Below are 21471 nucleotides of genomic sequence, written 5' to 3'. Positions count from 1 at the left end.
TTCCGCCCATGTACAAGAGGATAAAAATATCCGCAGCATCCACATTATGCGGATACCGCGGAATATCAGCGCTTTTTAAGCTGTTTGTCACTTGCGCTCAAAGACTGTTTTTTCGCCGATGACAGTCTTCCAATTCGCCGAAAGGCCGCCTTCGTGCAGGTATCTGTCCAGCAGGATGACATCCATGACATCCACACTGCTGTCCATGTTGAGGTCGCCCAGCACCGACTGTTCCTCGTCGGGTACGTAGTCGTTCACGACGGCACGTTCCAGAAGCGAGAGTTCGCTCTCGGTGATCTCATTGTCGCCGTCGAGGTCGCCGTACAGACGGGTGATCTTGAAATTGTGGGGGTCGTCGATGTGGGGCTTCTGTTTTTTCGGGTAGACGCGTGTGAACACGTCGAGCGAATCCAGCGGATGACCACTGAAGTCGAACAGCGCCTGATTGTCGTAGGACGAACCGCCTGCCGAAGTCGCATCGGGGTCGTACTCGGCGGCATAATCCGTCGCCCAGCCCGAGCCGTACTGCGCCCACTTATCCTTCTGCTCCCACCAGGAAATGCCGCTGACGCCCAGCCATGCAGGTTCCCAGTAGAATGCGCCTATGCCCTTATCGCCGCAGTTCGCCACAGCCTGAAAGACATCCGTCAGACATTCCGCCTGTCCGTCCGCGGAGATATCATACCGAAGATCTGCGCCGCCCGAACCTGCGGAGACCACGTTCCCGAAACCGTCGCCGTCCTCGGAAGTGTACGGATACGCCGTTTCAGCCACCATGACGTACTTGCCGTAGGTGTTGCCGATAGTCCTTAGCACGTTTGTGAGGTTCTCGGCGGTGCCGTGCCAGTAGGGGTAGTAGGAAGTCGCAAAGACGTCGTAATCGAGCTTGCACTCGTTCATGACCTTCGCGTACCAGTAGTAGTGATCGGCGTTTGAAGGGTTCGCGAAGTGATGCGCGATCAGGATGTTCTTGTCAAAGTCGCGCACCGCCTTGTCGCCGCTTGCGAAGAGGTCGCAGATCTTGTACATATCCTTCTCGCCGCAGAAGAAGCAGTTGGTCTCGTTGCCGACCTGCACCATGCCGATGTCGCCGCCGGCCTCGGTGATGGCGGTCAGCACCCAGGTCGTCCACTTGTATATCTCCCCCGAGAGAGTGTTATGGTCGTGAGCGGCCCAGTATTTCGGGCGGGTCTGCTTGGCAGGGTCCGCCCAGAAGTCGGAATACTGTATGTCCACCAGCAGCTTCATGCCGTATTTTGCGGCGCGTCTGCCGATCTCGCAGGCGGTGTTCACGTCGTTGTTTCCGCCGCCGTAGCTGTGACCCTTGCCGTCGTTCGGCTCGTTCCACACGCGCACGCGGATGTAGTTCACATCGTGGTCGTACAGCACGCGGAAAATGTCCTCTTCTCTTCCGCTGTCGTCATGGAAAACGACACCTGCTTCCTCGATAGAGATTATCGAGGAGATGTCCACGCCGCGGATAGGCTCGCCGCCGTTGACAGCCGAAGGAAAAGACTCGAAGGTCACGCTCTTGCTGTAGGCGGCGGCAGGTCTTGCCTGTGAAAAAGCGGATGACGTCACCGTAAGTGCGGACGAAGTCAGCATCAGTACGGATGCGGTCAGTCCTGCGCAGATCTTTACTGCGCGCTGAAAAATTTTTGTTTTCATGATCGTCCTCGCATAGATAATATTCTGTAAAACTGCCATTTTACGTTATTATTATACCAGTTATTTTACCGTTTGTCAACTTTATCCGATAAAAAAGCACGATCACAGCGCACCTTACCTGATGGTGATGGTCAGGGGGTGCTTGACAGCCTCGGCGGCGTTCCATTCGCCGTTGACCTTGACTGCGACAGCGACCTTGTAGGACTTGTTGGGCGCAAGGTTCTTGGGCGAGGTGTAGCTCGTTGTCGAAGCCGGGATGCTTGGGGCGTAGATCCTCCACTTGCCCGAAAAATATACTGCAACGGCATATTTCTCCGCACCCTCCACAGGCGACCATGTGAGCCTTACCTGATGGGTCGCCTCGCTGTACTCCACCCTGGCATCGCTGACGTAAACGCTGTCGTTATGGACGTTTTCGATAAGCTGTAAGGACTCGATGTTCTTTATCTCGGAGTCGGCGGTGCTGTATGTGAACTTTATGGACACCGTGTCACCTGCCTCGTAGAACGCGAGGTTCTTGCTGTCGCTGTCGAAGTAGCCCGTCGCAGGGAAGCGGTAGGTGCCGTTGTCCGCGAAGGTGATGGTGGAGTATCCGCCGCTCTGAACGCTGATGTTCGTTATCTTGTCGGTGAACTCGGCGGTGGCGGTCGTCGGCTTTGAGGGCTGTGCGTTTTTCAGGTCGAAGCGGCCCTTTTCGTCCTTTATCTTGCTCCAGGTGTAGCGCATGAACCAGCCGTCGAAATCGGTGATGACGCTTGAAGAGCCTGCCATCATGATCGAGCCGCCGCCTTCAACGGGGAAACCTCCGGGGGGGAATCCGTCCGACGCGCCCTCGCCGCCGTAGAAGTCGGTGAACCCGAATCCGTGACCCAGTTCGTGGATCTGGACGTGGGGAGTGGCAGTGCCGTTCGCCAGCCCGAGGTAGTAGCTGTCGCCGAGTCTCTGACCCCAGTCGCCGCCGCATCCGCCTATCTCGGGGAAGCCCTGAGTCGCCCATAGGTACATATCGAAGCGTTTGTCGAGTCCGCCGGGGTACTGATAGTTCTCGTCCGTGAAGTGGTCGAACCTCGACAGCTCGGAAGGCGCACTCGCCATGACCGTCGGTATCTGACTGCTCTCGCCCGGCTGTATCACGTACTGCTCCGTGTTGGTATAGACTACCTCGTCGGGATGAAGGTCGAGTAGCAGGGACTTGTCCGCCACAGCCCAGCCGACGATGTTCACATCAACGTGCTGATAAGGCCATTCCTCATAGCCCACCAGCCAGTCTGTCCATGCGTTCACGCAGTCGTCCAGCGCGGTCTCAAGCTTCCGGCGCTGTTCGTAGGTGATGGTCTTGGTGGAGTGCCAGCGGACGACGTAGTTCAGTGTGCCCTTGCCGTCAATTATCTGGTCGAAGAGCGAGTTCCAGCGGCGTGTCTGCGAACCCGTGGAGTTTTCCCTCACTACGCGGTTCTGCCATATCCAGTCCGCCGCGCTCTGATATTTCGACGGCATATCGGCGATAGTTTCCGCGGAGACCGTGACCGCTGTGAACGGTGCTGCCTGTGCCGCCATCGTGCTCATGCACATTACTGCCGCCGCTGTCAGAGCGGCGATCTTCTTTATTTGCATTTCTTAGTCCTCCTTTTATTAACAATTTTGCAAAATATTTTAACTTAATCCTCGGATTGGTTACATTGTAACATATTTATTTCACGCTGTCAATTAAAAATTGTCTGAAATAACAAAGTTTTATTTCCATCAGATGCAATATCGTCTTGATTTTTCGCACAGAATGTGATATAATAGTACAACAGACCTTCGGGAGGTGACAGCGTATGGAAAAAAGACCGCTTATCGGCATCGTCACGCCCGTGCTGGCGAAAATGTACATGAAGGACATCCTCCGTGGCGCGGTCAGTCAGATACGGCTCTGCGGATGTGACGCGGTCATCCTCGCGCCGCTGATACAGTTTGAAGGCGCCGCCCCCGAACACGCACAGGCGGAGCTTGAGATATTCCGATATATCGAAGCTCGGGAGATAGACGCGTTCCTGTACCTGAAGGACGCTCCTTCGATGGGCGCCGCCGTGACCGAGGAGATCGAACGGCTCCTGCTGAAAACACAGAAATACGTGATGACCGTCGATGAGCAGACTCACCCCGTTTTCGACAGCACGCAGTACGACGATTACGACGATTTCGGCAGGGTAGTCGAGCATCTGATCGAAGTCCACGGCTATCGGAAGATATACTGCCTGACGGGCCCCGCGGACAGTCAGCAGGCACAGACCCGTCTGCGCGCATGGAAAGACCGCATGACACAGCACGGGCTCTATTTCGACGACAGCTATTTCGAGTACGGGACTTTCTGGTATGATTCCGTCCTGCCCTACGCCGAAAAACTTCTGACGGGCAGGCTCCCCATGCCCGAAGCGGTCGTCTGCGGAAATGACGTCATGGCTGTCTCCCTCATAAAAACGCTGATAGCAGGCGGCGTCCGCGTGCCCGAGGACGTTGCCGTGACGGGCTATGACGGCTACCCCTTCACCTCGAACGTTGACGTCACCCTCACTACCTACGAGCGTGACCATTTCCACCTCGGCACCGATGCCGTCCGCCGCCTGTACCGCAATATGACGGGACTTCTGTGCAGCAAGGCGGCGCGGAAGAGAAGCGGTTTCCTGATCGGCAGCTCCTGCGGCTGCACGAACATCCCCCCTCAGCCGATCCCGACCGATACCGACACTGCCGTGCCGCGGATGTGGTCGGAGTATATGTTCGGCGTCAGCATGGCGCCTGCGCTTGCACAGGCGAAAACGCTCCCCGAGCTTCTGGAAAGCGCCCTGCACCATAGCAAAACTATCTTTCAGATGAAGAGGGTGCGTATTTTCATCTGCGGACGATCGGGTGAATATCGCCTTGCCGCTTCCTGCGATGCGGACGGTGTGCCGCAGATACACAATAGCGTTCCGTCTGCGAAAAGTGCGGCGGCGTTCCTTTCGGGCAGTCCCGACCCCGAGATAGTGTTCGTCTCGCCGCTGCACCTGAATTCGCGGCAGTTCGGGATGATATCCCTCTCGTTCGGGGAGCACGGCCGCGTCTACGACGAGAACTGGCTGCACTATGTCACGGTGCTGACGCAGGCGCTTGACAGGCTGTACCTCGGCAGGCCCGACGCTCCCGACTGCGCCGATGAGGAGTCGGTGCGCAGCCGAAACCGCTCCGAGCTGAATGAAAAACTCATCCGACTGCGCGAAAAACTCCGCGAAGCCCCCACCGAACAGTGGACGGTCGAGACCCTCTGCGAGGAAAGCGGCCTGTCCAAAAGCACCCTGCAAAAGCACTACAAGCAGATGTTCGGCAAAAGCCTGTTCGAGGATCTGATCGAATTTCGCGTGGATGCAGCCAAACACCTCCTCGCCGATACCGACCTCTCACTCTCGGAAATATCGGCGGCCTGCGGCTACTCCACCGAAAGCTATTTCATGAAGCAGTTCAAACGCATCACCCGTCAGACTCCCACCGAATATCGCCGTGATGCGCGGAGAAAAGGGTGAGTGCGGGTCTTGTATTGGGGGAGACCTTTCTTCAGAAGGGTTTCCCACGGTAAAACTCACACATTAAGAAGGAAGGACAAAAAAATGAATAGGATAATGTTTGTGTGCCACGGCAACATCTGCCGTTCGCCGATGGCGGAGTTTATAATGAAAGACCTGGTGAAGAAGGCGGGGCTGGAGGACGAGTTTGAGATAGCTTCGGCGGCGACATCGTCGGAGGAGATCGGAAACTCCGTTTATCCGCCTGCAAAAAGCATACTTGCGGAGCACGGGCTGTCCTGCAAGGGCAAGACCGCGGTGCGGCTGAAACCCACGGACTACGGCAAGTGGGATATGTTCGTGTACATGGACGACTTCAACCGCCGCAATATATCGTACATTTTCCGCGACGACCCCGACGGCAAGATAGTGAAGCTGCTGAGCTTTGCGGGTTCGGGGAAGGATGTGGATGACCCGTGGTACAGCCGCAGGTTCGACATCGCGTATAACGACATCCTGACGGGCTGCAAGGCTCTCCTCGAAACGCTCACGAAGGAGTGAGGAAGAACTGCGCGGCATTGTCCGTAACAATTTTTTTCACATTATCACTAATCGCCGCCGACCACGGGCGGCGGTTTTTAATGCGTGATGACAAATAATCCCGAATCGCTTGCATTTTGTAAGATAATATTGTAAAATAATAATGGAATATTGTTGTTTTTACGGAGGTGCTTGAAATATGAAAAAAATGATGCAGAATTACAGTCTCGGAGCGGCTGCCTGCATTGTTATGGGCATCGCGCTCATAATAAAACCCGATATGATCGGACAGGTGCTCAACAGCATAGTCGGCACGGTGCTCATCGTGTGGGCGGCGTTCGGGGTGCTGAGGTTCATCATGTCGAGGGCTTCGGATTCCGATTCAAGGGTCGGCATCATGTCGCTTCTGGGAAATATCGCGCTGCTGGCGGGCGGTATCTTCGTGCTGGTGAACGAGCGCTTTCTTGAAAGAGCCGTGATGTGTACGCTGGGCGTGTACCTGATTTTCTCGGGAGTCCCGAAGCTGTTCGAGGCGGTGTCGCTGAAAAAATACACCGACTCCTGGAAGAAGCCGATGGTCTCCTCGCTGCTGACGGTGGTGTTCGGCACGCTCGTGCTGGTGATGCCGCTGTTCATCATCGATGGCGTCATGAGACTTCTCGGTGTGGCGCTGACTGCGGCAGGTATATTCAGTTTCGTCAGCGGAAGCTCGACGGCTGTCCTCAAAAAGAAGTTCGTGGACGGCAGGTCGAAGAAGAATAAGAAGCAGGCTGACGGCACCAAAGTGATAGACGTAAAATATGAGGATGAATAAAGGGGTAGTAAGGGATGAAGAAGAGTAAGCTGACAGTTACGGTACTGGGCATATTCATTGGATGCACGGCGGTGCTCATCATCATGATGATAGCATACGGCGTGACGGCTGCGGTGAAAAAATCGGGCGGCAAGGCTGCCGAGCTGAAACCCGAGGCTGTCACCACGACCACGGCAAAGCAGGCGGAGACTGCTCCTGCCGATACCGTCTCCGATGAGACTCAGCCCGTTGAGGCGGAAGTTCCCGACAAGACACCCGCTGACGGCAACAGCAGTATGGTGTTCAAGGTGGGCGGCTCGGCACAGGGTGCGAACGCACAGAACGGCGTGTACACGGGTCTCTATCAGCTCGACCAGAAGACCCCGATATACGTTCAGCCCGACGACGCGGAAGCCCCCGTCACCGAGTATCCCGACCTGTACTCGAAGGGCTACTACACGGGCAGACCCTTCTCCGAGGACGGCAATTATATCGAGATCGACTACCGCGACGGCAAGGCTCTCGTCCCTGCCGAAAACGTGATGTCGGATACCTCCGCGATAATCATGCCCGTGGGTATGGTCTGCCAGATAACCAGCGGATATGTGGGCTATTCGGGAAGCGCTCCCGCCTGCCTGCACATGATGGAACGCTACACAGGCATCAAGCCCGTTATCCCCGAGCTTTCCGATTATTCCCAGCTGCTCGCCTACGCGCAGGATCACGGCTACTCGGATCAGGGCTCCCTTTACCTCTACGGCGGCGGAATGAGCGCGGACGCAGTTATGAACTTTGCGAAGGATATTTACGGCTACCAGCTCGTGAACGCCTACGACGCCAACAGAAAACCTTCCGAGGTGGTCAAGGAGATCCTTGAAAGCGGCAGACAGGCGATGGTGCTCGTTAAGTTCGACAACGGCGACATGGTACAGGAGAGCGGACTTGAACACTATATGCTCTTCACAGGCTACACCGAAAAGAACGGCACCCCCGAATTCATCTACGCAAACTCCTACCGCGAGGACAAGGTAGACCTCGGCTACCCCCTCAGATCCTGCGACGCCGACCTCCTCGACAAGTCGGCAGGCGCTAAGTTCACCAACGAAAACGCCATCCTCTGCATTTCTTAAACCTCTAAGCCACGGTACTTCTTTGCTGGTGCCGTGGCTTTTTTTTTTTCTTGGGGGAGACCCCCTCACTAAAACTTTTAATACTTTTTGGCTTGTGAGTAGTTCTTCTTTACTCTGTGCAGGTCGGGAAATTTGTGATTCTACTCTCAGGCAGCTTGCGCTTGCCAAAAAGACGTTCATGAGTGCGTTACGCAACATTTGAGCGTATTCATCAGATGACATCTCTTGAAATGTCAAGGGACTATCTTCCCGACCACATCCATCAGACAACATATTAAAAGTTTTAGTGAGGGGGTTTGGGGGAGGACCCTTTTTCAAAAGGGTCTCCCCCAATAAACTCCCCCCCCCCGTCGGTGCCATTTTTTTTGATGAAATTGCAAATTTTGCTTGCACTTCGGAGAGATTTATGGTACAATAATAACAGTGCAGCTTATACAAAGGAGGCGTTGCCCGGATGTTTGATTCGTTTGGCAGCTTTACGGAGCTTATGAACTCCATACTCGGAGTTTTTCTCTCGATAAGATTAAACAACATCGTTGACATAGCGATACTTTCATATATATTATACCATGCTTTCAAGCTCATTCGTGAGACGAGGGCGTTACAGCTTGTGCAGGGCATCCTGCTGCTCATCGCGTTCTATCTGCTTGCGATGCTTTTCAAGCTGGACGCGCTGAAATACCTTTTAAAAGTATTTTTCCAGTGGGGCATCATTGCGCTTGTCATACTGTTCCAGCCCGAGCTGAGGCGTATGATAGAAAAGCTCGGCCGTGCGAAGATAACCGACTTTAGCTTTATCCCCACTTCCGACAGCTCCGACAGCAACGAGAAATGGACAAACGCTATCGGCGCCATCTGTGAAGCGGCGCAGAACCTTTCGGCGACCTGCACTGGCGCACTCATCATCTGCGAGCGCAAGACAAGGCTCGGCGAGCAGATAGACACGGGCACGATACTCGACTGCACCCCGAGCGCCGCGGTTTTCGGCAACATTTTCTACCCGAACACGCCGCTGCATGACGGCGCGGTCATAATGAGAGACGGCAAGATCCTTGCGGCAGGCTGTTTTCTGCCAAAGCCGCAGAAGGAAGAGCTTATAGCCAAGCAGCTCGGTTCAAGACACCGTGCGGCCATCGGCATGAGTGAGAACAGCGACGCTGTGGTCATAGTCGTCAGCGAGGAAACGGGAACTATCTCCGTTGCGGAAAACGGCGAGCTGACGAGGGGCTTCTCGAAAGACAGCCTCGCAAAGCTGCTGCGCTCAAGACTCGTGACCGAAGAGCAGAACGATGGAACAAGCTCGACCTTTGTTGGAAGGATGATATCCGGATGGAGAAAGAAGTAATAAAAAAGAAGAAAAAACAAGGCGGCAAGGGCGGCGTACTCTCGGACTTCGCGATGAGGATACTCGCTGTCGTTATTGCCGTTATAATATGGTTCGCACTCGCGATAACCCAGTTTCCCACAACTACCAAGACTATCTCGAAGATTCCCGTCGTATTCTCCCTTGCAGGCACCGTCGCAGAGACCAAGGGGCTCAGCGCTCTCGGCTATAAGGACATAACGGTCGATGTGGAGATAGAGGGCATGAACTACGAGATAGGCACCTACGCCGTCAACGACCTTGTGGCAACGGTCAACGTTGACGACGTTACCAAGGCAGGCACGTACCAGCTGGACATCGAGGTCAAGAGCACTCACGCTACCGACAGGTGCAAGATACTGTCCGTCACCCCCTCGACCGTCGAGGTCAAGTTCGACCAGATAGATACCATCAGCATGGAAGTTTTCCCGTCCGTGCCGAACGTCAGCGCGGCTGAGGGCTACACCCTCAAAGCGACTACGGTACAGCCGGGAAGCATCGACATCTCGGGTCCCGTCAACGAGCTGGAGAAGATAAAGAGGGTCGAAGCGGTCTACTCCGACGAGCAGAGCCTTTCGGACGACATGACCGTCACCACCGACACCATCCTGCTGTATGACGAGAACAACAACCTGCTCCGCAGCGCGGACTACACCATCGAAAACACACTTGTGAGCATCAAGTTCATGGTATACAAGAAGGTGACGGCGACCCTCAGACCGCAGTTCACCGACCAGCCGCCTAACTTTGACATAAGCTCGCTCCCCGTGACGCTGTCGGCGGAAACGATACAGTTCATCACGCCCCAGCTCGACGCGAATTCCACCGAGGAGCTGCTGCTCTCGCCCATATCCATGTACGAGATAAACCGCGGCAGGACCTTCAAGAACGAGATAAACAGCCTGCTCTCGGCAAATGAGGAGAACCAGAGCGGCATCGAACAGGTCGAGCTCGCTATCGACCTCTCGGACTACACCACCGCGAGCTTTACCATACCTGCGGAAAACGTGAAGTTCACGAACGTCCCCGCAGGCAAGACCGCGAAGCTCGACAACGAGCAGATAGTCAATGTCGTCATCATCGGACCCTCGGAAGTCATCGAGAAGCTGAAGATCAAGCACCTCGTGGCAGAGATAGACCTCAGCGACATTTCGGCGAACGGCTCGGTGTCCCATGAGGTGAAGATATACTCCGACAAGTACAACAACATCTGGAATATAGGCACGCATGAAGCGGTGCTGACCGTATCGGACATCTCGTCGCTCAATTCGTCGTCGAGCTCGTCGTCCGCGTCGGACAGCTCATCGGCATCCGACAGCTCGTCGCTTGCCGACGACCGCTGAGCGGAAAACGGGTGAAGATATGGCAGTAATAGCGTCAGGTATCAAAGCACCTGTGGGAGCCGAAGCAGGCGAGGTCATCGCCGCGGCTCTGAAAAAACTGAGGATACCGCCATCGGCAGTTGCGGCGGCGGATATACACAAGACTTCTCTCGATGCGAGAAAACGCGGCAGTATGCACTTCGTCCACTCGGTCTGCCTCGAACTGAAAGACCCTGCCCTCGAAAAGAAGCTGTGCGGACGCGACAGCTCGTGCAGGATGGCGGTGAGCGCCGACATCAGCCCCGTTATCTCGCCGAAAAAGCGCGGCGGCAGGACGGTCATAGCAGGCTTCGGGCCTGCGGGTATGTTCTGTGCGCTGATGCTCGCGCAGTACGGCTACCGACCCCTCGTGCTGGAAAAGGGCGCGGACGTTGACACACGCACCGACAAGACCCGCCGCTTCTGGGAAACGGGCGAGCTTGACGAGAACTCGAACGTGCAGTTCGGCGAGGGCGGCGCAGGCACTTTCTCGGACGGCAAGCTGACCACGCGTATCAGCGACCCCAAGTGCAGATACGTCCTTGAGACCTTCGTGAAGTTCGGCGCCGACCGTTCGGTGCTGACCAAGGCGAAGCCCCACATCGGCACCGACGTGCTGAGAACGGTGGTAAAAAACATCCGCGAGGAAATAAAACGGCTCGGCGGCGAGATCGCTTTTGAAACGCCGCTCACGGGTTTCAGCATACAGAACAACAGCGTCCGCTCGGTGAAGAGCGGCAGGGGCGAGGAAGAATGCGCTTCGCTGGTCATCGCCTGCGGACACTCGGCAGGCGATACGTTCAGGCTCCTGCACGGCAGGGGAGTGACCCTCGAACCCAAGCCATTCTCGGTGGGCGCGAGGATAGAGCACACCCGTGAGTCGGTCGATCGCGCCCTCTACGGCGAACACGCAGGCAATCCGCTCCTGCCCGTCGGGGAGTATCAGCTTTCGCATCACACCGCCGACGGCAGAGGGGTGTATACTTTCTGTATGTGCCCGGGCGGAGTGGTCGTGCCTGCCGCCAGCGAAAAGGGCGGCATCGTCACGAACGGTATGAGCGAATTTGCACGCGACGGCAGAAATTCCAACGCGGCAGTGGTCGTCTCGGTGTCCCCCGATGACTTCGGGCACGGGGCATTCGACGGTTTCGACTTCGCCAAGAACATCGAACGCGCCGCCTATCGGGCGATGAACGGCTATACCGCGCCTGCAACGACCGTCGGCGGGTTCCTGAGCGGTCAGCCGACCCTCAAAGGAGCTTCCGTGACGCCTACCTACGCCTGCGGAGTGCGCGAACAGGAACTTCGGGACATTTTCCCCGCTTTTGTGACCGACGCGCTCGCAGAAGGCTTGCAGGCGTTCTCGCGGAAAATGGCGTGCTACGCCGACATGGGCGCTCTCCTGACCGCCCCCGAAACACGAACTTCCTCGCCGATCCGTCTGCCCCGCTCCGAACTCGGCACAGCCTCGGCGGCCGACAACCTTTACCCCTGCGGCGAAGGCGCAGGCTACGCAGGCGGCATAATGTCGGCAGCCGTAGACGGCATCCGCGCTGCCCTTGCCATCATGTCTCAGTACTCGCCTTGCTGAGTGCGGGTATTGACTGGGGGAAACCCGCCTTAGCTTCGCACGGCTTGAAGAAAGGTTCTCCCCTTGCCGTGCGAAGCTAAGGCGGCCCCCATTCCAAAGACTTTTAATATGTCGTTTGTTAGTGTGGTTTGAAAGATAGACTATCACCGCTTCAAGAGTGATCATCTAAAAAATTACGCAAATAAAGCGTTTAACGTCTTTTTGGCAAGGGTCTTCCCCAAAAGAAAAAAACCACGTTAAGGAAGATAGCATGACAATAACGTTATTGAGTATCGCGTACTGGCTGGGGCTTGCGGCGGTCGGCTGGTGCATATGCTGGCTGATGCTGCGAAGCGACCACAGTATCACGACGTATTTTTTCATAGGCAACCACACGACGCTTGCGTTGTGGCTTATCTCGCAGCTGCTGATATTGCAGTCGGTGACTGTGAAGCAGTTATGGCAGAGTTACACCATCGGGAACCTTGGAGTATCGTTCACGGGGACGTTCTGGCTGTTATTCGTACTGAACTATGTTGACAGGCAGACGCCGAAGAATTTCGTATACATAATGACATCCATATCGTTGTTCTTCTTTGTGATAATCCTGACGAACCCGTGTCATCACCTTTACTACAAGTCATTCACGCTGGACGGAACGGTATACGGGCCCGCGTTCTACATCGGGCAGGCATACATTTACTCGGCGTTCCTGACGGGCATCTACATGGTGATACGGTGCTGTTTCATCCTGAAGCAGCGGCCGTCGAGTCAGGGCACGCTGATACTTCTTGCGACCTGCATACCGCTGCTCTTCAACTTTCTGTCGATAAGCGGCGTCATCAGGACGAAGATAGCTGTCACGCCGCTGACCTTTGCGCTGTCGGGTCTGCTGATACTGCTGGCGACCTACAGGTACGACTTCCTGAACGTCAACGGCGTGGCTTTTGAGGATGCGTTCAACTCCATCGCCGAGGGCGTGATGATATTCAACCGCCGCGGCAGGATAACCTATCTCAGCTCCTCCGCGAGGAAGCTGCTGGGCGCGGACGAGAACACCGCCCTTGCCGACGTCCTCAAAATGACGAACGAGAATTCCGACGAACCCTCCGAGATAACCGTTGACGGCGTGACCGCGAGCATTCGCTACTACCGCTGTCTTGACTCGAAGGGCGCGACGCTGGCGCACATCATCATCGCCGCCGACATCACCCACTACTACGAGCTGCTGGACAGAACGGCTCAGCTTGCGGCTGCGGAGCGCAGTCTCGCACTCGAACACGAACGCAACCGCATCGCACAGGAAGTTCACGACACGGCAGGTCACACGCTGACCATGATAACATCTCTGGCGAGACTTTCGCAGGCTGCCGCCGAGAAGGTCACGGGCGAGGGTCTGAACGACCTGAAAGAATATCTCGAAGAGACCGAAAGGATCTCGCGCAGCGGCGTTACTCAGCTTCGCTGCTCGATAAACAATCTCCGCGATGACAGCTTCCTCAAGTCCGTGACGGGCGCGGTGAAGATGCTCTGCGACTCGGTGAAGGATATGGAGACCGAGCTCTGCATACAGGGCGCGGAGGACGGAAGGTTCTCCTTCTGCATCCGCGAGGTCTACGACAGCTGCCGCGAGCTCATAACCAACTGCCTGCGCTATTCGTCCGCGGACAGGATAGATTTTATACTGCGCTTCGGCGACAGGTCGCTGGAAGTGTTCTATTTCGATAACGGAAAGGGCTGCTCCGAAATAAAGGAAGGAAACGGTCTGCGCGGCATCCGCGAACGCATCGAACGCCTCGGCGGAACGGTGATGTTCAGCTCGGGTGAGGATGAGGGCTTCCGCGCAACTGTTAAGATACCCGTAGCTAACAAGGAGGTCTGACATGATACGTGTGATAATCGCCGATGATATCCCCGTTCTTCGCAAGGGACTTGAAACAGTGCTGGCTCAGGACAGCGAGATAGAAGTGGTCGGAACGGCTTCCGACGGCAAGGAGGCTTTTGAACTCTGCGCTCAGCTGAAACCCGATGTGGCTATCATGGATATGAGAATGCCGGGTTTCGACGGCGCTTACGGTACCCGTCAGATAAAACAGAACTGCCCCGATGTGCGCGTTCTCGTGCTGACGACCTTCGACGACGCCGAGACTGTCCGCGCCGCGATGGAAAGCGGTGCCGACGGCTATATCCTCAAAGAGATGGATAACGAAAAGATAATCAGCTCCATAAAGGTCGTGAGCGGCGGCATGAACGTTTTCTGCTCGAATATCTTTACGTCGATGAAAACGAACATGAATTCGCCTGCCCCGTCCCCCGTCTGCGACGACCTCAACGACCGCGAAATGGATATGCTGCGGCTCATAGCTCAGGGCTGCGACAATAAGGAGATAGCTCAGAAACTGTTCCTCTCCGAAGGCACAGTGAGAAACAACATCTCAAAACTTCTCGCAAAACTGAAACTCAAAGACCGCACCCAGCTCGCCGTCTACGCCGTAAAAAATAACATCATGTGATTTTTACGAGGGGAGTGTTGAATTGGGGGAGACCCTTTTGAAAAAGGGTCTTCCCCTTGCCGTGCAAAGGCGTAAGCCGGTGGTTGTGCGGTGTTGCCTTAATATTGTCGTCATTTGGATTTGGTTTGGAAGACAGACTATCACCATTTCAAGAGAGAATATCTGTTTGTAGGGCGGGGGCTTGCTCCCGTCTTTTTTGCGCTCATGAACGTTTTTTGGCAAGGTTTTTCCCCACCTCCCCGATCCTGCCTGCAAAAAAAGAACCCCCGACGGTGGGGTAGGACCGTTCGGGGTTAAGGTGGAAGGGTAAATGTTTTTCTTTGTCGTTTCTTTGTCTCCTGACAGTATACATTATAGCACAGACGGGGGAGTGTGTCAACAAAGCATTACCCCGTTCAGAGGTTATCAAAACCTCTTCTGCGTCATAGGGTATCGATACCCTGTCAGTTGTCTTCGAGCTCTTTCAGGCGGCGGTCGTTCATGTTGTCTATCTCGCGCTGCTGGTCTGTGTTGTCGTTGGGCATGATTATGAGCTTTATGGCGCGGCGGCAGTTGGTTATCTCCATCTTTGTGTGAGCGCCGCCCGCTTCGCCGTCAAGTGTCCACGCCAGCGGCTCGGCAGTGGTGAACGTGACCTTTGAAGTCTTGAACGTAAGGAAATTCTTCGTGTTGAGACGGTTCATGATAGCGTCGTTCAGCGTCTGCTGGAGCATGAGCGGATTCGCGGGAGTCCTTACCAGCGAGACCTCGAACAGTCCGTCGTCAAAGAACACTGTGTCATCGAGGAGGAATTTCATGCCTGCCACGGATTTTGAATTGGATACCAGTCCGACGATGAAGTTGCCCGTTTCGGTAACGCCGTCGTGCTCGACAGTCATCTCGATACCGCGGTAGTTGGGCAGTCTGCGGATGCCTTCAACGATGTATGCCGCGTGCCCGATAAGGTTCTTGACATCCTGCGAGGTCTCGTAGGAAACGTCGGTGAACATACCGAACGCCGCGACGTAAACGAAATACCTGTCGTTGAATTTTCCGATGTCGTACTCGAAGAACACGCCGTTGACGATGTCTCTTGCCGCCTGCTCCATATTCTTCGGGATGCTCATCGAGGATGCGAAATCGTTGGTCGAGCCTGCGGGGATGTAGCCGAGAGGTATCTTCTCGGGAAGATTCATGAGTGCGTGAACAGCCTCGCTCAGGGTGCCGTCGCCGCCGCTGACGGTAACGACGTCGTAGTTCATGCCTGTCTCGGTGATGAGCTTGAAGCAGTCACGGGGGTTAAGTGTCGGGTAAGCGGTGACCTGATATCCTCCGCTCGTAAAGATGTTGATTATCTCGAAAAGATTGTAGCGGATATTACCCTTGCCCGAACGCGGATTGTAGATGAAAAGCATGGTTTTCATAGCTAAATCCCGCTCCTTTCCTGTGTGCCGCCGCGCAAAAACGGCGATTTTTCTATATATATAGATTATAACAATTCAGGACAGTTTTGTCAACCCGATAAAGCAAACATTCACCACATTTTCAATGAATTGTCGCAGTATGACATAAAGCGCGTGCGGCTCACTCCGCGAGTATCTTGTTTATGAGCGCGATCTCCTCATCGGTAAAGCTGAGGTTCTCTATCGCTCCGACGTTGTCCTCTATCTGCGAGGGTCTGCTTGCGCCGACGAGGACGGTCGTTACCGCAGGGTTGTGCAGTATCCAGGCTATCGCCATCTGTGAGAGCTTCTGACCGCGGCTCTGCGCCAGATCGTTGAGCTTGCTGAGCTTTGCCAGCATCGCGTCGGTGAGCTGTTCGCCTATCCAGGTGTTGCCCTTGCCGATGCGCGAATCCGCGGCGATGCCGTTCAGATACCTGTCGGTCAGGAAACCCTGATACAGCGGCGAGAACACCGCGATGCCGACGCCGTTCTCCTTCGTCCACTCGTCAAGACGGTCGTCCTCTATCCAGCGGTTGAGCATCGAATATGAGGGCTGGTTGACGATGAAGGGCGTTTTCAGCTCGTCGAATATAGCGGATATCTCCGCAGTCTGCTCGCGGTTGTAGTTGGAAATGCCCACATAGAGCGCCTTGCCCTGTCTCACGATGTGGTCGAGCGCGAGGGCGGTCTCTTCAAGGGGAGTGTTCGGGTCGAAAACGTGGTGGTAGAAAATGTCCACATATTCGAGCCCCATGCGCTTCAGACTCTGGTCAAGGGACGCGATGAGGTACTTTCGGCTTCCGTTTCGGTCGCCGTAAGGCCCTTCCCACATATCGTAGCCTGCCTTGGTGGATATGCACAGCTCGTCACGGTAGGCTCTCAGCCCGCGGTCGAGTATCCTGCCGAAATTCTCCTCCGCAGAACCGTTGTAAGGGTGACCGTAGTTGTTCGCAAGGTCAAAGTGCGTGATGCCCAGGTCGAACGCCGTGCGGCACATCTCCTCCGCGTTCGCAAACACCGAGCCGTACCCGAAATTCTGCCACAGCCCCAGCGAAATGGCAGGCAGTTTCAGCCCGCTCTTTCCACAGTGACTGTAAATCATCTTCTCATACCTGTTCTCTTTTGCCTGATACATGGTTATTCCTCCTTTTAGCGGCGCTTGTACGTGGGGTTTCACCCAGTGAAACACTCCACGGCGAAAAAAACAGCACCGCAAATACCTGTGTGGTGCTGCTAAGGATATTATAGCACATTATCAAATATAATGCAAGGATTATTTCTTTTTGGGCTTGGTCAGTGCGCGCATGGCGTTCAGGATAGCGAGGACTGCCACGCCCACGTCTGCGAAGACTGCCGCCCACATATTGGTGATGCCGACTGCGGACGTTACGAGCACGATGACCTTGACGACGATAGCGAACACGATGTTCTGATGCACGATGCCGAGGGTCTTGCGCGATATCTTGACCGCATTGACGATGCCTGTGGGCTTGTCGTCCATGAGGACCACGTCAGCCGCTTCGATAGCGGCGTCGGCGCCCATTGCGCCCATCGCGATGCCGACATCCGCACGGGACAGCACGGGGGCGTCGTTGATGCCGTCGCCCACGAACGCCGTCGAGCCGTTGCCTTCGGCGATGAGTTTTTCAGCCATCGCCACCTTGTCCTGGGGCATGAGCTCGGTGTACACCTCGTCGATACCGAGGGCTTTTGCCGCCGCCTCGCCCGCTTTTTTGTTGTCGCCCGTGAGGATGACCGTGCGCACCCCGAGCTTTTTGAGCAGGGAGACCGCCTCGGCGCTGTCGGGCTTGAGGGTATCGCTGACGGTTATCACGCCGAGATACCTGCCGTTCTTCGCGATGTGGACAGCCGTGCCGTCGTTGTGATCCTTGCGGCAGCTGATGCCGTTCTCATCCATGAGGGCGGCGTTTCCTGCCAGTATCTTTTCGCCGCCGACCACGCAGCTGATGCCCTTGCCGCTTATCTCGGTGCAGCTTTCGGGACGGGAGAGGGGGATGCCCCTCTCCTCGGCAGTCCTTACCAGCGAACGCGCTATCGGGTGGCTCGAACTCATCTCAGCCGAGCCTGCCGCCGCCAGCAGTTCTTCGGAATTGCAGCCTTCGGTCAGTATCTCGGTCACGCCGAACTCGCCCTTTGTGAGAGTACCCGTCTTGTCGAAGATGACCGTGCCGACCTTCGAGAGGGTCTCCATGTAGTTGCCGCCCTTGATGAGCACGCCCTGTCTCGAAGCGCCGCCGATGCCGCCGAAAAAGCTCATCGGCACCGAGATCACCAGCGCACAGGGGCATGACACAACAAGGAAATTCAGCGCCCTGTACACCTGCGTCTTGAAGCTGATGTCGGTGAACAGCGGCGGCAGGACAGCCACCAGCACCGCCGTGATAACGACGATGGGGGTGTAGTACCTCGCGAATTTCGTGATGAAGTTCTCGGCTCTCGCCTTCTTCGAGGACGCGTTTTCCACCAGTTCGAGTATCTTCGAGACGGTGGATTCGCCGAAGGGCTTTGTGGTGCGGACAGTCAGCGTGCCCGTCAGGTTCACGCATCCCGAAAGCACCTCGTCACCCACCGTGACCTCTCTCGGCAGGCTCTCGCCCGTCAGAGCCGCGGTGTTGAGTGCGCTCTCGCCGCTCTCGATGATGCCGTCGAGGGGCAGTTTGTCGCCTGCCGCCACTTCGATGAGCTCGCCGACCTCCACCTCTTCGGGGTGAACGTCGATGCGCTCGCCGTCGCGGATGACCACCGCGCTGTCGGGTCGGATGTCCATGAGCGCCGCCACCGACTTCCTCGAACGGGTGGTCGCGATGCTCTGGAACAGCTCGCCCACCTGATAGAACAGCATTACCGCCGCGCCTTCGCTGTACTCGCCTACCGCCATAGCGCCGACCGTCGCCACCGTCATGAGAAAATTCTCGTCGAACAGCTGCTTGTTGCCTATGCCCAGCACCGCCTTGCGTACAACGTCATACCCCGCAACCCCGAAAGGCACGAGGAATATCACTATCTGCGCCCAGACGGGCAGACTGAACGCGTGGGTCACGACCTCCGCGATGATGAGAAGCGCTATCGCCGCAGTGATGCGGTATAGCATCTTCTTCTGTTTTTTCGTGAGCTTGAAATTTTTCATACTTTCCTTTGCCTGCGTCAGAAGTTCACCGAACAGTCGGGCTCGACTTTCTTGACGCACTTCTGTATCTCCTTGAACAGCTTTTTCTCGTCCGAGTCGTCATACTCGATCTTCATCTTCTGCGCCATAAAGCTGATCTCGCAGTTTTCCACTCCGTCCAGCTTTGCAATAGCCTCCTGCATCTTTCTCGCGCAGTTGGCGCAGTCAAGATCCTCCATCTCAAAACTCTTCTTTACGATTGCCATAATGATCCATCCTTTCTATTATTTTCAAAAGTGCGGATTTTACTTGGGGAGATCCGCCTTAGCAAATCCCCGGGAATCACGCTCACTGTTTATCAATCACCGCCAGCACGCAGGGCATCACGCCGTCTGCTATCTCGAAGCGGACGTTTTCGAGGCCCATGTCTGCGAAGAACTGCTTGTAGGTGTCGAGCGTGAACATTCTTTTGAACTTTGCGCCTGTTTTGTCTATCAGGTCGTACATGAGCATCTGTTTCGGCGAGACCGAAACGTAGGTCGGAATGATGACCTTGCCGCCCTTTTTACAGACCCTCATCAGCTCCCTGACCGCCGCTTCCGAGTCGTCGAGCAGGTGGATGACGTTGCCTGCCACCACCTTGTCGAAGCGCTCATCCCTGCATTTCAGGTGCGTGATATCCGCCTTAAAAAAGCGGATGTTGTCAAACTGTGCGCAGTTTTTCTCTGCCTGCGCGAGCATCTTCACCGACAGATCGACTGCCGTGAGCGTTCTGCATTTCGGCGCGATGTGGCGGCTAATGAGCCCCGTACCGCAGGCACATTCGAGCACCTCGTCGCCTTCCTCGATGAATGCGGCGGTCTTGACGCCCATCATCAAGGTCACTCTGCCGTTTATCGCTTTCTCGAACTGTTCGTAGCCGAATGCGACCTTATCCCAGAACATTTCTTCGCCTCACTCCGTAACGTGCTCCATACCGAGCTCGATTATTTTTGCCACATGGTCGTCCGACAGCGAGTAGTAAACGACCTTACCCTCTCTGCGGAACCGCACCAGCTTGCTGTTTTTGAGCACCCTCAGCTGATGTGAGCACGCCGTCTGCGAAAGTCCCAGCAGTGCCGCCATGTCCCCGACGCACATCTCGCTTTCGAGCAGCGCGTAGAGGATGCGTATCCTCGTGGTATCTCCGAATACCTTATAAAACTCCGCCAGGTCGTAGAGCGTCTCTTCGGGGGGCATCTCGGGTCTCACCCGTTCGATGACCTCGTCATGCACACAGCCGTTTTCTTCATTCTCGGTCATTACTGACATTTATCATCCCTGCCTTTCATGTGTTCATATGCTTATCTGTTCATATAATAACACATTCTCGCCCGATTGTCAAGGGGCTTACCGCCATTTTTCCGATTTACACAAATATTCCGTCAATACCGACAAAATGTTCACATATTTATTGTATAATCGGTATGTCAAAAATCTGAAAAAACAGGGAGAAGCTAATGGAAAACGCAAAGGTCATCGGTATGCGCGTGCTGATAATGTCCATCATCCTCGTCATCGGCGCGGTGGCATACAAAACAAAGATCATCGACAAAAACGGTGCAAAACAGCTTTCGGCAGTCGAGCTTAAGATCGTTAATCCGCTCCTTATTTTCATGAGCTATCAGCAGGCGTTCAACAGCGAACTTCTGCACGGTCTGCTCTGGTCGTTCCTGCTGGCGGCAGGCAGTTTCGCCGTGACGATACCGCTGGCGTCGCTCCTCAAACGCAAGGACAAGGAAAACTGGTCGGTGGAACGGTTCTCATGCATCTACTCGAACTGCGGATTCATGGGCATCCCCCTCATACGCGGCATTTTCGGCGACGAGGGCGTGCTGTACCTGACAGCGTACATTACCGTGTTCAACCTGCTGGTCTTCACCCACGGCTACATGATGATGAAGGAAGAGACCGACCTGTCGGCATTCTTTAAAGCGGTGCGCTCGCCGACCATCATCGCCGTTATCGTCGGGGCGGTCTGCTACGTCACGAAACTCAGGCTCACCGACATCCCCGCAGTCGGCGGCGTAATAGCCGAAGCCCTGCAATTCATCGCGGATATGAATACGCCCCTCGCTATGCTCATAGCAGGCGCGACCGCCGCCCAGAGCGACCTCCTGCGCTCGATGAAGAACGTCGGCACGATGACTACCGCTCTGTACAAGCTGATACTCGTGCCCATCTCCGTGATACTTCTCATGAGCCTCGTCCCCCACTCCGTCCCCCTCATGCCGCGGCTCACCGTCTGCATAGCCTGCGCCTGCCCCGCCGCGACCACAGGCACAATGTTCGCGCTCCTCTTCGACAAAAACGCCAAACACTGCTCCGAAATATTCGCCATCACCACCGTCCTCTCCATGCTCACCCTCCCCCTCATCACAGGCGCCGCCAGCTTCCTGGTGAAGTGAGACTTTTTTTTTCA

The 21471-nt window shown here is 55.5% G+C and carries 18 protein-coding genes; 10 read left to right on the top strand and 8 right to left on the bottom strand.

Annotated elements, in window-relative coordinates; translation table 11 throughout:
* Positions 1–87: 87 nt before the first annotated feature.
* Both BT142_RS04145 and BT142_RS04140 read right to left on the bottom strand, forming a co-directional pair.
* A complete protein-coding gene (locus tag BT142_RS04145; RefSeq protein ID WP_072416942.1) occupies positions 88–1668 on the bottom strand; it encodes a glycosyl hydrolase 53 family protein in 1581 nt (526 codons plus the stop codon).
* A 114-nt stretch (positions 1669–1782) separates the two neighbouring features.
* Positions 1783–3282: a hypothetical protein gene (locus BT142_RS04140; protein ID WP_072416941.1), complete on the bottom strand. Its 1500-nt coding sequence runs from the start codon at positions 3280–3282 to the stop codon at positions 1783–1785.
* 206 nt (positions 3283–3488) lie between these two features.
* Here BT142_RS04140 and BT142_RS04135 point away from each other — a divergent pair, with 206 nt between their 5' ends.
* The 9 genes from BT142_RS04135 to BT142_RS04095 all read left to right on the top strand — a co-directional run bounded on the left by BT142_RS04135 (position 3489) and on the right by BT142_RS04095 (position 14459).
* A complete protein-coding gene (locus BT142_RS04135; protein WP_072416940.1) occupies positions 3489–5210 on the top strand; it encodes a substrate-binding domain-containing protein in 1722 nt (573 codons plus the stop codon).
* 84 nt (positions 5211–5294) lie between these two features.
* Positions 5295–5750 (top strand): low molecular weight protein-tyrosine-phosphatase, encoded by a 456-nt coding sequence (locus BT142_RS04130; protein ID WP_072416939.1) that lies wholly within the window; start codon positions 5295–5297, stop codon positions 5748–5750.
* Positions 5751–5928: 178 nt separating this feature from the next.
* Positions 5929–6543 (top strand): HdeD family acid-resistance protein, encoded by a 615-nt coding sequence (locus tag BT142_RS04125; protein WP_072416938.1) that lies wholly within the window; start codon positions 5929–5931, stop codon positions 6541–6543.
* A 14-nt stretch (positions 6544–6557) separates the two neighbouring features.
* Positions 6558–7652 (top strand): C39 family peptidase, encoded by a 1095-nt coding sequence (locus tag BT142_RS04120; protein ID WP_072416937.1) that lies wholly within the window; start codon positions 6558–6560, stop codon positions 7650–7652.
* A gap of 454 nt (positions 7653–8106) precedes the next feature.
* A complete protein-coding gene (gene cdaA, locus BT142_RS04115; protein ID WP_072416936.1) occupies positions 8107–8997 on the top strand; it encodes a diadenylate cyclase CdaA in 891 nt (296 codons plus the stop codon).
* A complete protein-coding gene (locus BT142_RS04110) occupies positions 8982–10358 on the top strand; it encodes a CdaR family protein (RefSeq protein WP_072416935.1) in 1377 nt (458 codons plus the stop codon). The genes cdaA and BT142_RS04110 overlap by 16 nt, the downstream gene beginning before the upstream one ends.
* A 19-nt stretch (positions 10359–10377) precedes the next feature.
* Complete coding sequence (locus BT142_RS04105; RefSeq protein ID WP_072416934.1) at positions 10378–11967, top strand: NAD(P)/FAD-dependent oxidoreductase; 1590 nt, start codon at positions 10378–10380, stop codon at positions 11965–11967.
* Between the two features lie 250 nt (positions 11968–12217).
* Positions 12218–13828, top strand: coding sequence for a histidine kinase N-terminal 7TM domain-containing protein (locus tag BT142_RS04100; protein WP_072416933.1), 1611 nt, complete (start codon positions 12218–12220; stop codon positions 13826–13828).
* A gap of 1 nt (position 13829) precedes the next feature.
* Positions 13830–14459, top strand: a complete 630-nt coding sequence (locus BT142_RS04095; protein WP_072416932.1) for a response regulator transcription factor — start codon at positions 13830–13832, stop codon at positions 14457–14459.
* Positions 14460–14902: 443 nt separating this feature from the next.
* On the opposite strand, the gene BT142_RS04090 is transcribed toward BT142_RS04095, so the two are convergent.
* The 6 genes from BT142_RS04090 to BT142_RS04065 form a co-directional block, all read right to left on the bottom strand.
* Positions 14903–15862 (bottom strand): diacylglycerol/lipid kinase family protein, encoded by a 960-nt coding sequence (locus BT142_RS04090; RefSeq protein WP_072416931.1) that lies wholly within the window; start codon positions 15860–15862, stop codon positions 14903–14905.
* Positions 15863–16022: 160 nt separating this feature from the next.
* Entirely contained in the window at positions 16023–17018 is a 996-nt protein-coding gene (locus tag BT142_RS04085; protein ID WP_072416930.1) for an aldo/keto reductase, read from the bottom strand.
* Positions 17019–17156: 138 nt separating this feature from the next.
* Positions 17157–19031, bottom strand: coding sequence for a heavy metal translocating P-type ATPase (locus tag BT142_RS04080; RefSeq protein WP_072416929.1), 1875 nt, complete (start codon positions 19029–19031; stop codon positions 17157–17159).
* Positions 19032–19048: 17 nt separating this feature from the next.
* Positions 19049–19276, bottom strand: a complete 228-nt coding sequence (locus BT142_RS04075) for a cation transporter (protein WP_072416928.1) — start codon at positions 19274–19276, stop codon at positions 19049–19051.
* 82 nt (positions 19277–19358) lie between these two features.
* Positions 19359–19955: a class I SAM-dependent methyltransferase gene (locus BT142_RS04070; RefSeq protein WP_072416927.1), complete on the bottom strand. Its 597-nt coding sequence runs from the start codon at positions 19953–19955 to the stop codon at positions 19359–19361.
* A 9-nt stretch (positions 19956–19964) separates the two neighbouring features.
* Entirely contained in the window at positions 19965–20312 is a 348-nt protein-coding gene (locus BT142_RS04065) for an ArsR/SmtB family transcription factor (protein ID WP_072417022.1), read from the bottom strand.
* 197 nt (positions 20313–20509) lie between these two features.
* On the opposite strand from BT142_RS04065, the gene BT142_RS04060 reads away from it, so the two are divergent.
* On the top strand, positions 20510–21457 hold the full coding sequence (locus BT142_RS04060) for an AEC family transporter (RefSeq protein ID WP_072416926.1): 948 nt from the start codon (positions 20510–20512) through the stop codon (positions 21455–21457).
* Positions 21458–21471 lie beyond the last annotated feature (14 nt).

The organism is Ruminococcus sp. YE71, from assembly GCF_900119155.1.
Taxonomy (GTDB): domain Bacteria; phylum Bacillota; class Clostridia; order Oscillospirales; family Ruminococcaceae; genus YE71.
The sequence above is the reverse complement of the archived record's forward strand: the minus strand, read 5'-3'. Positions and strand labels throughout refer to the sequence as shown.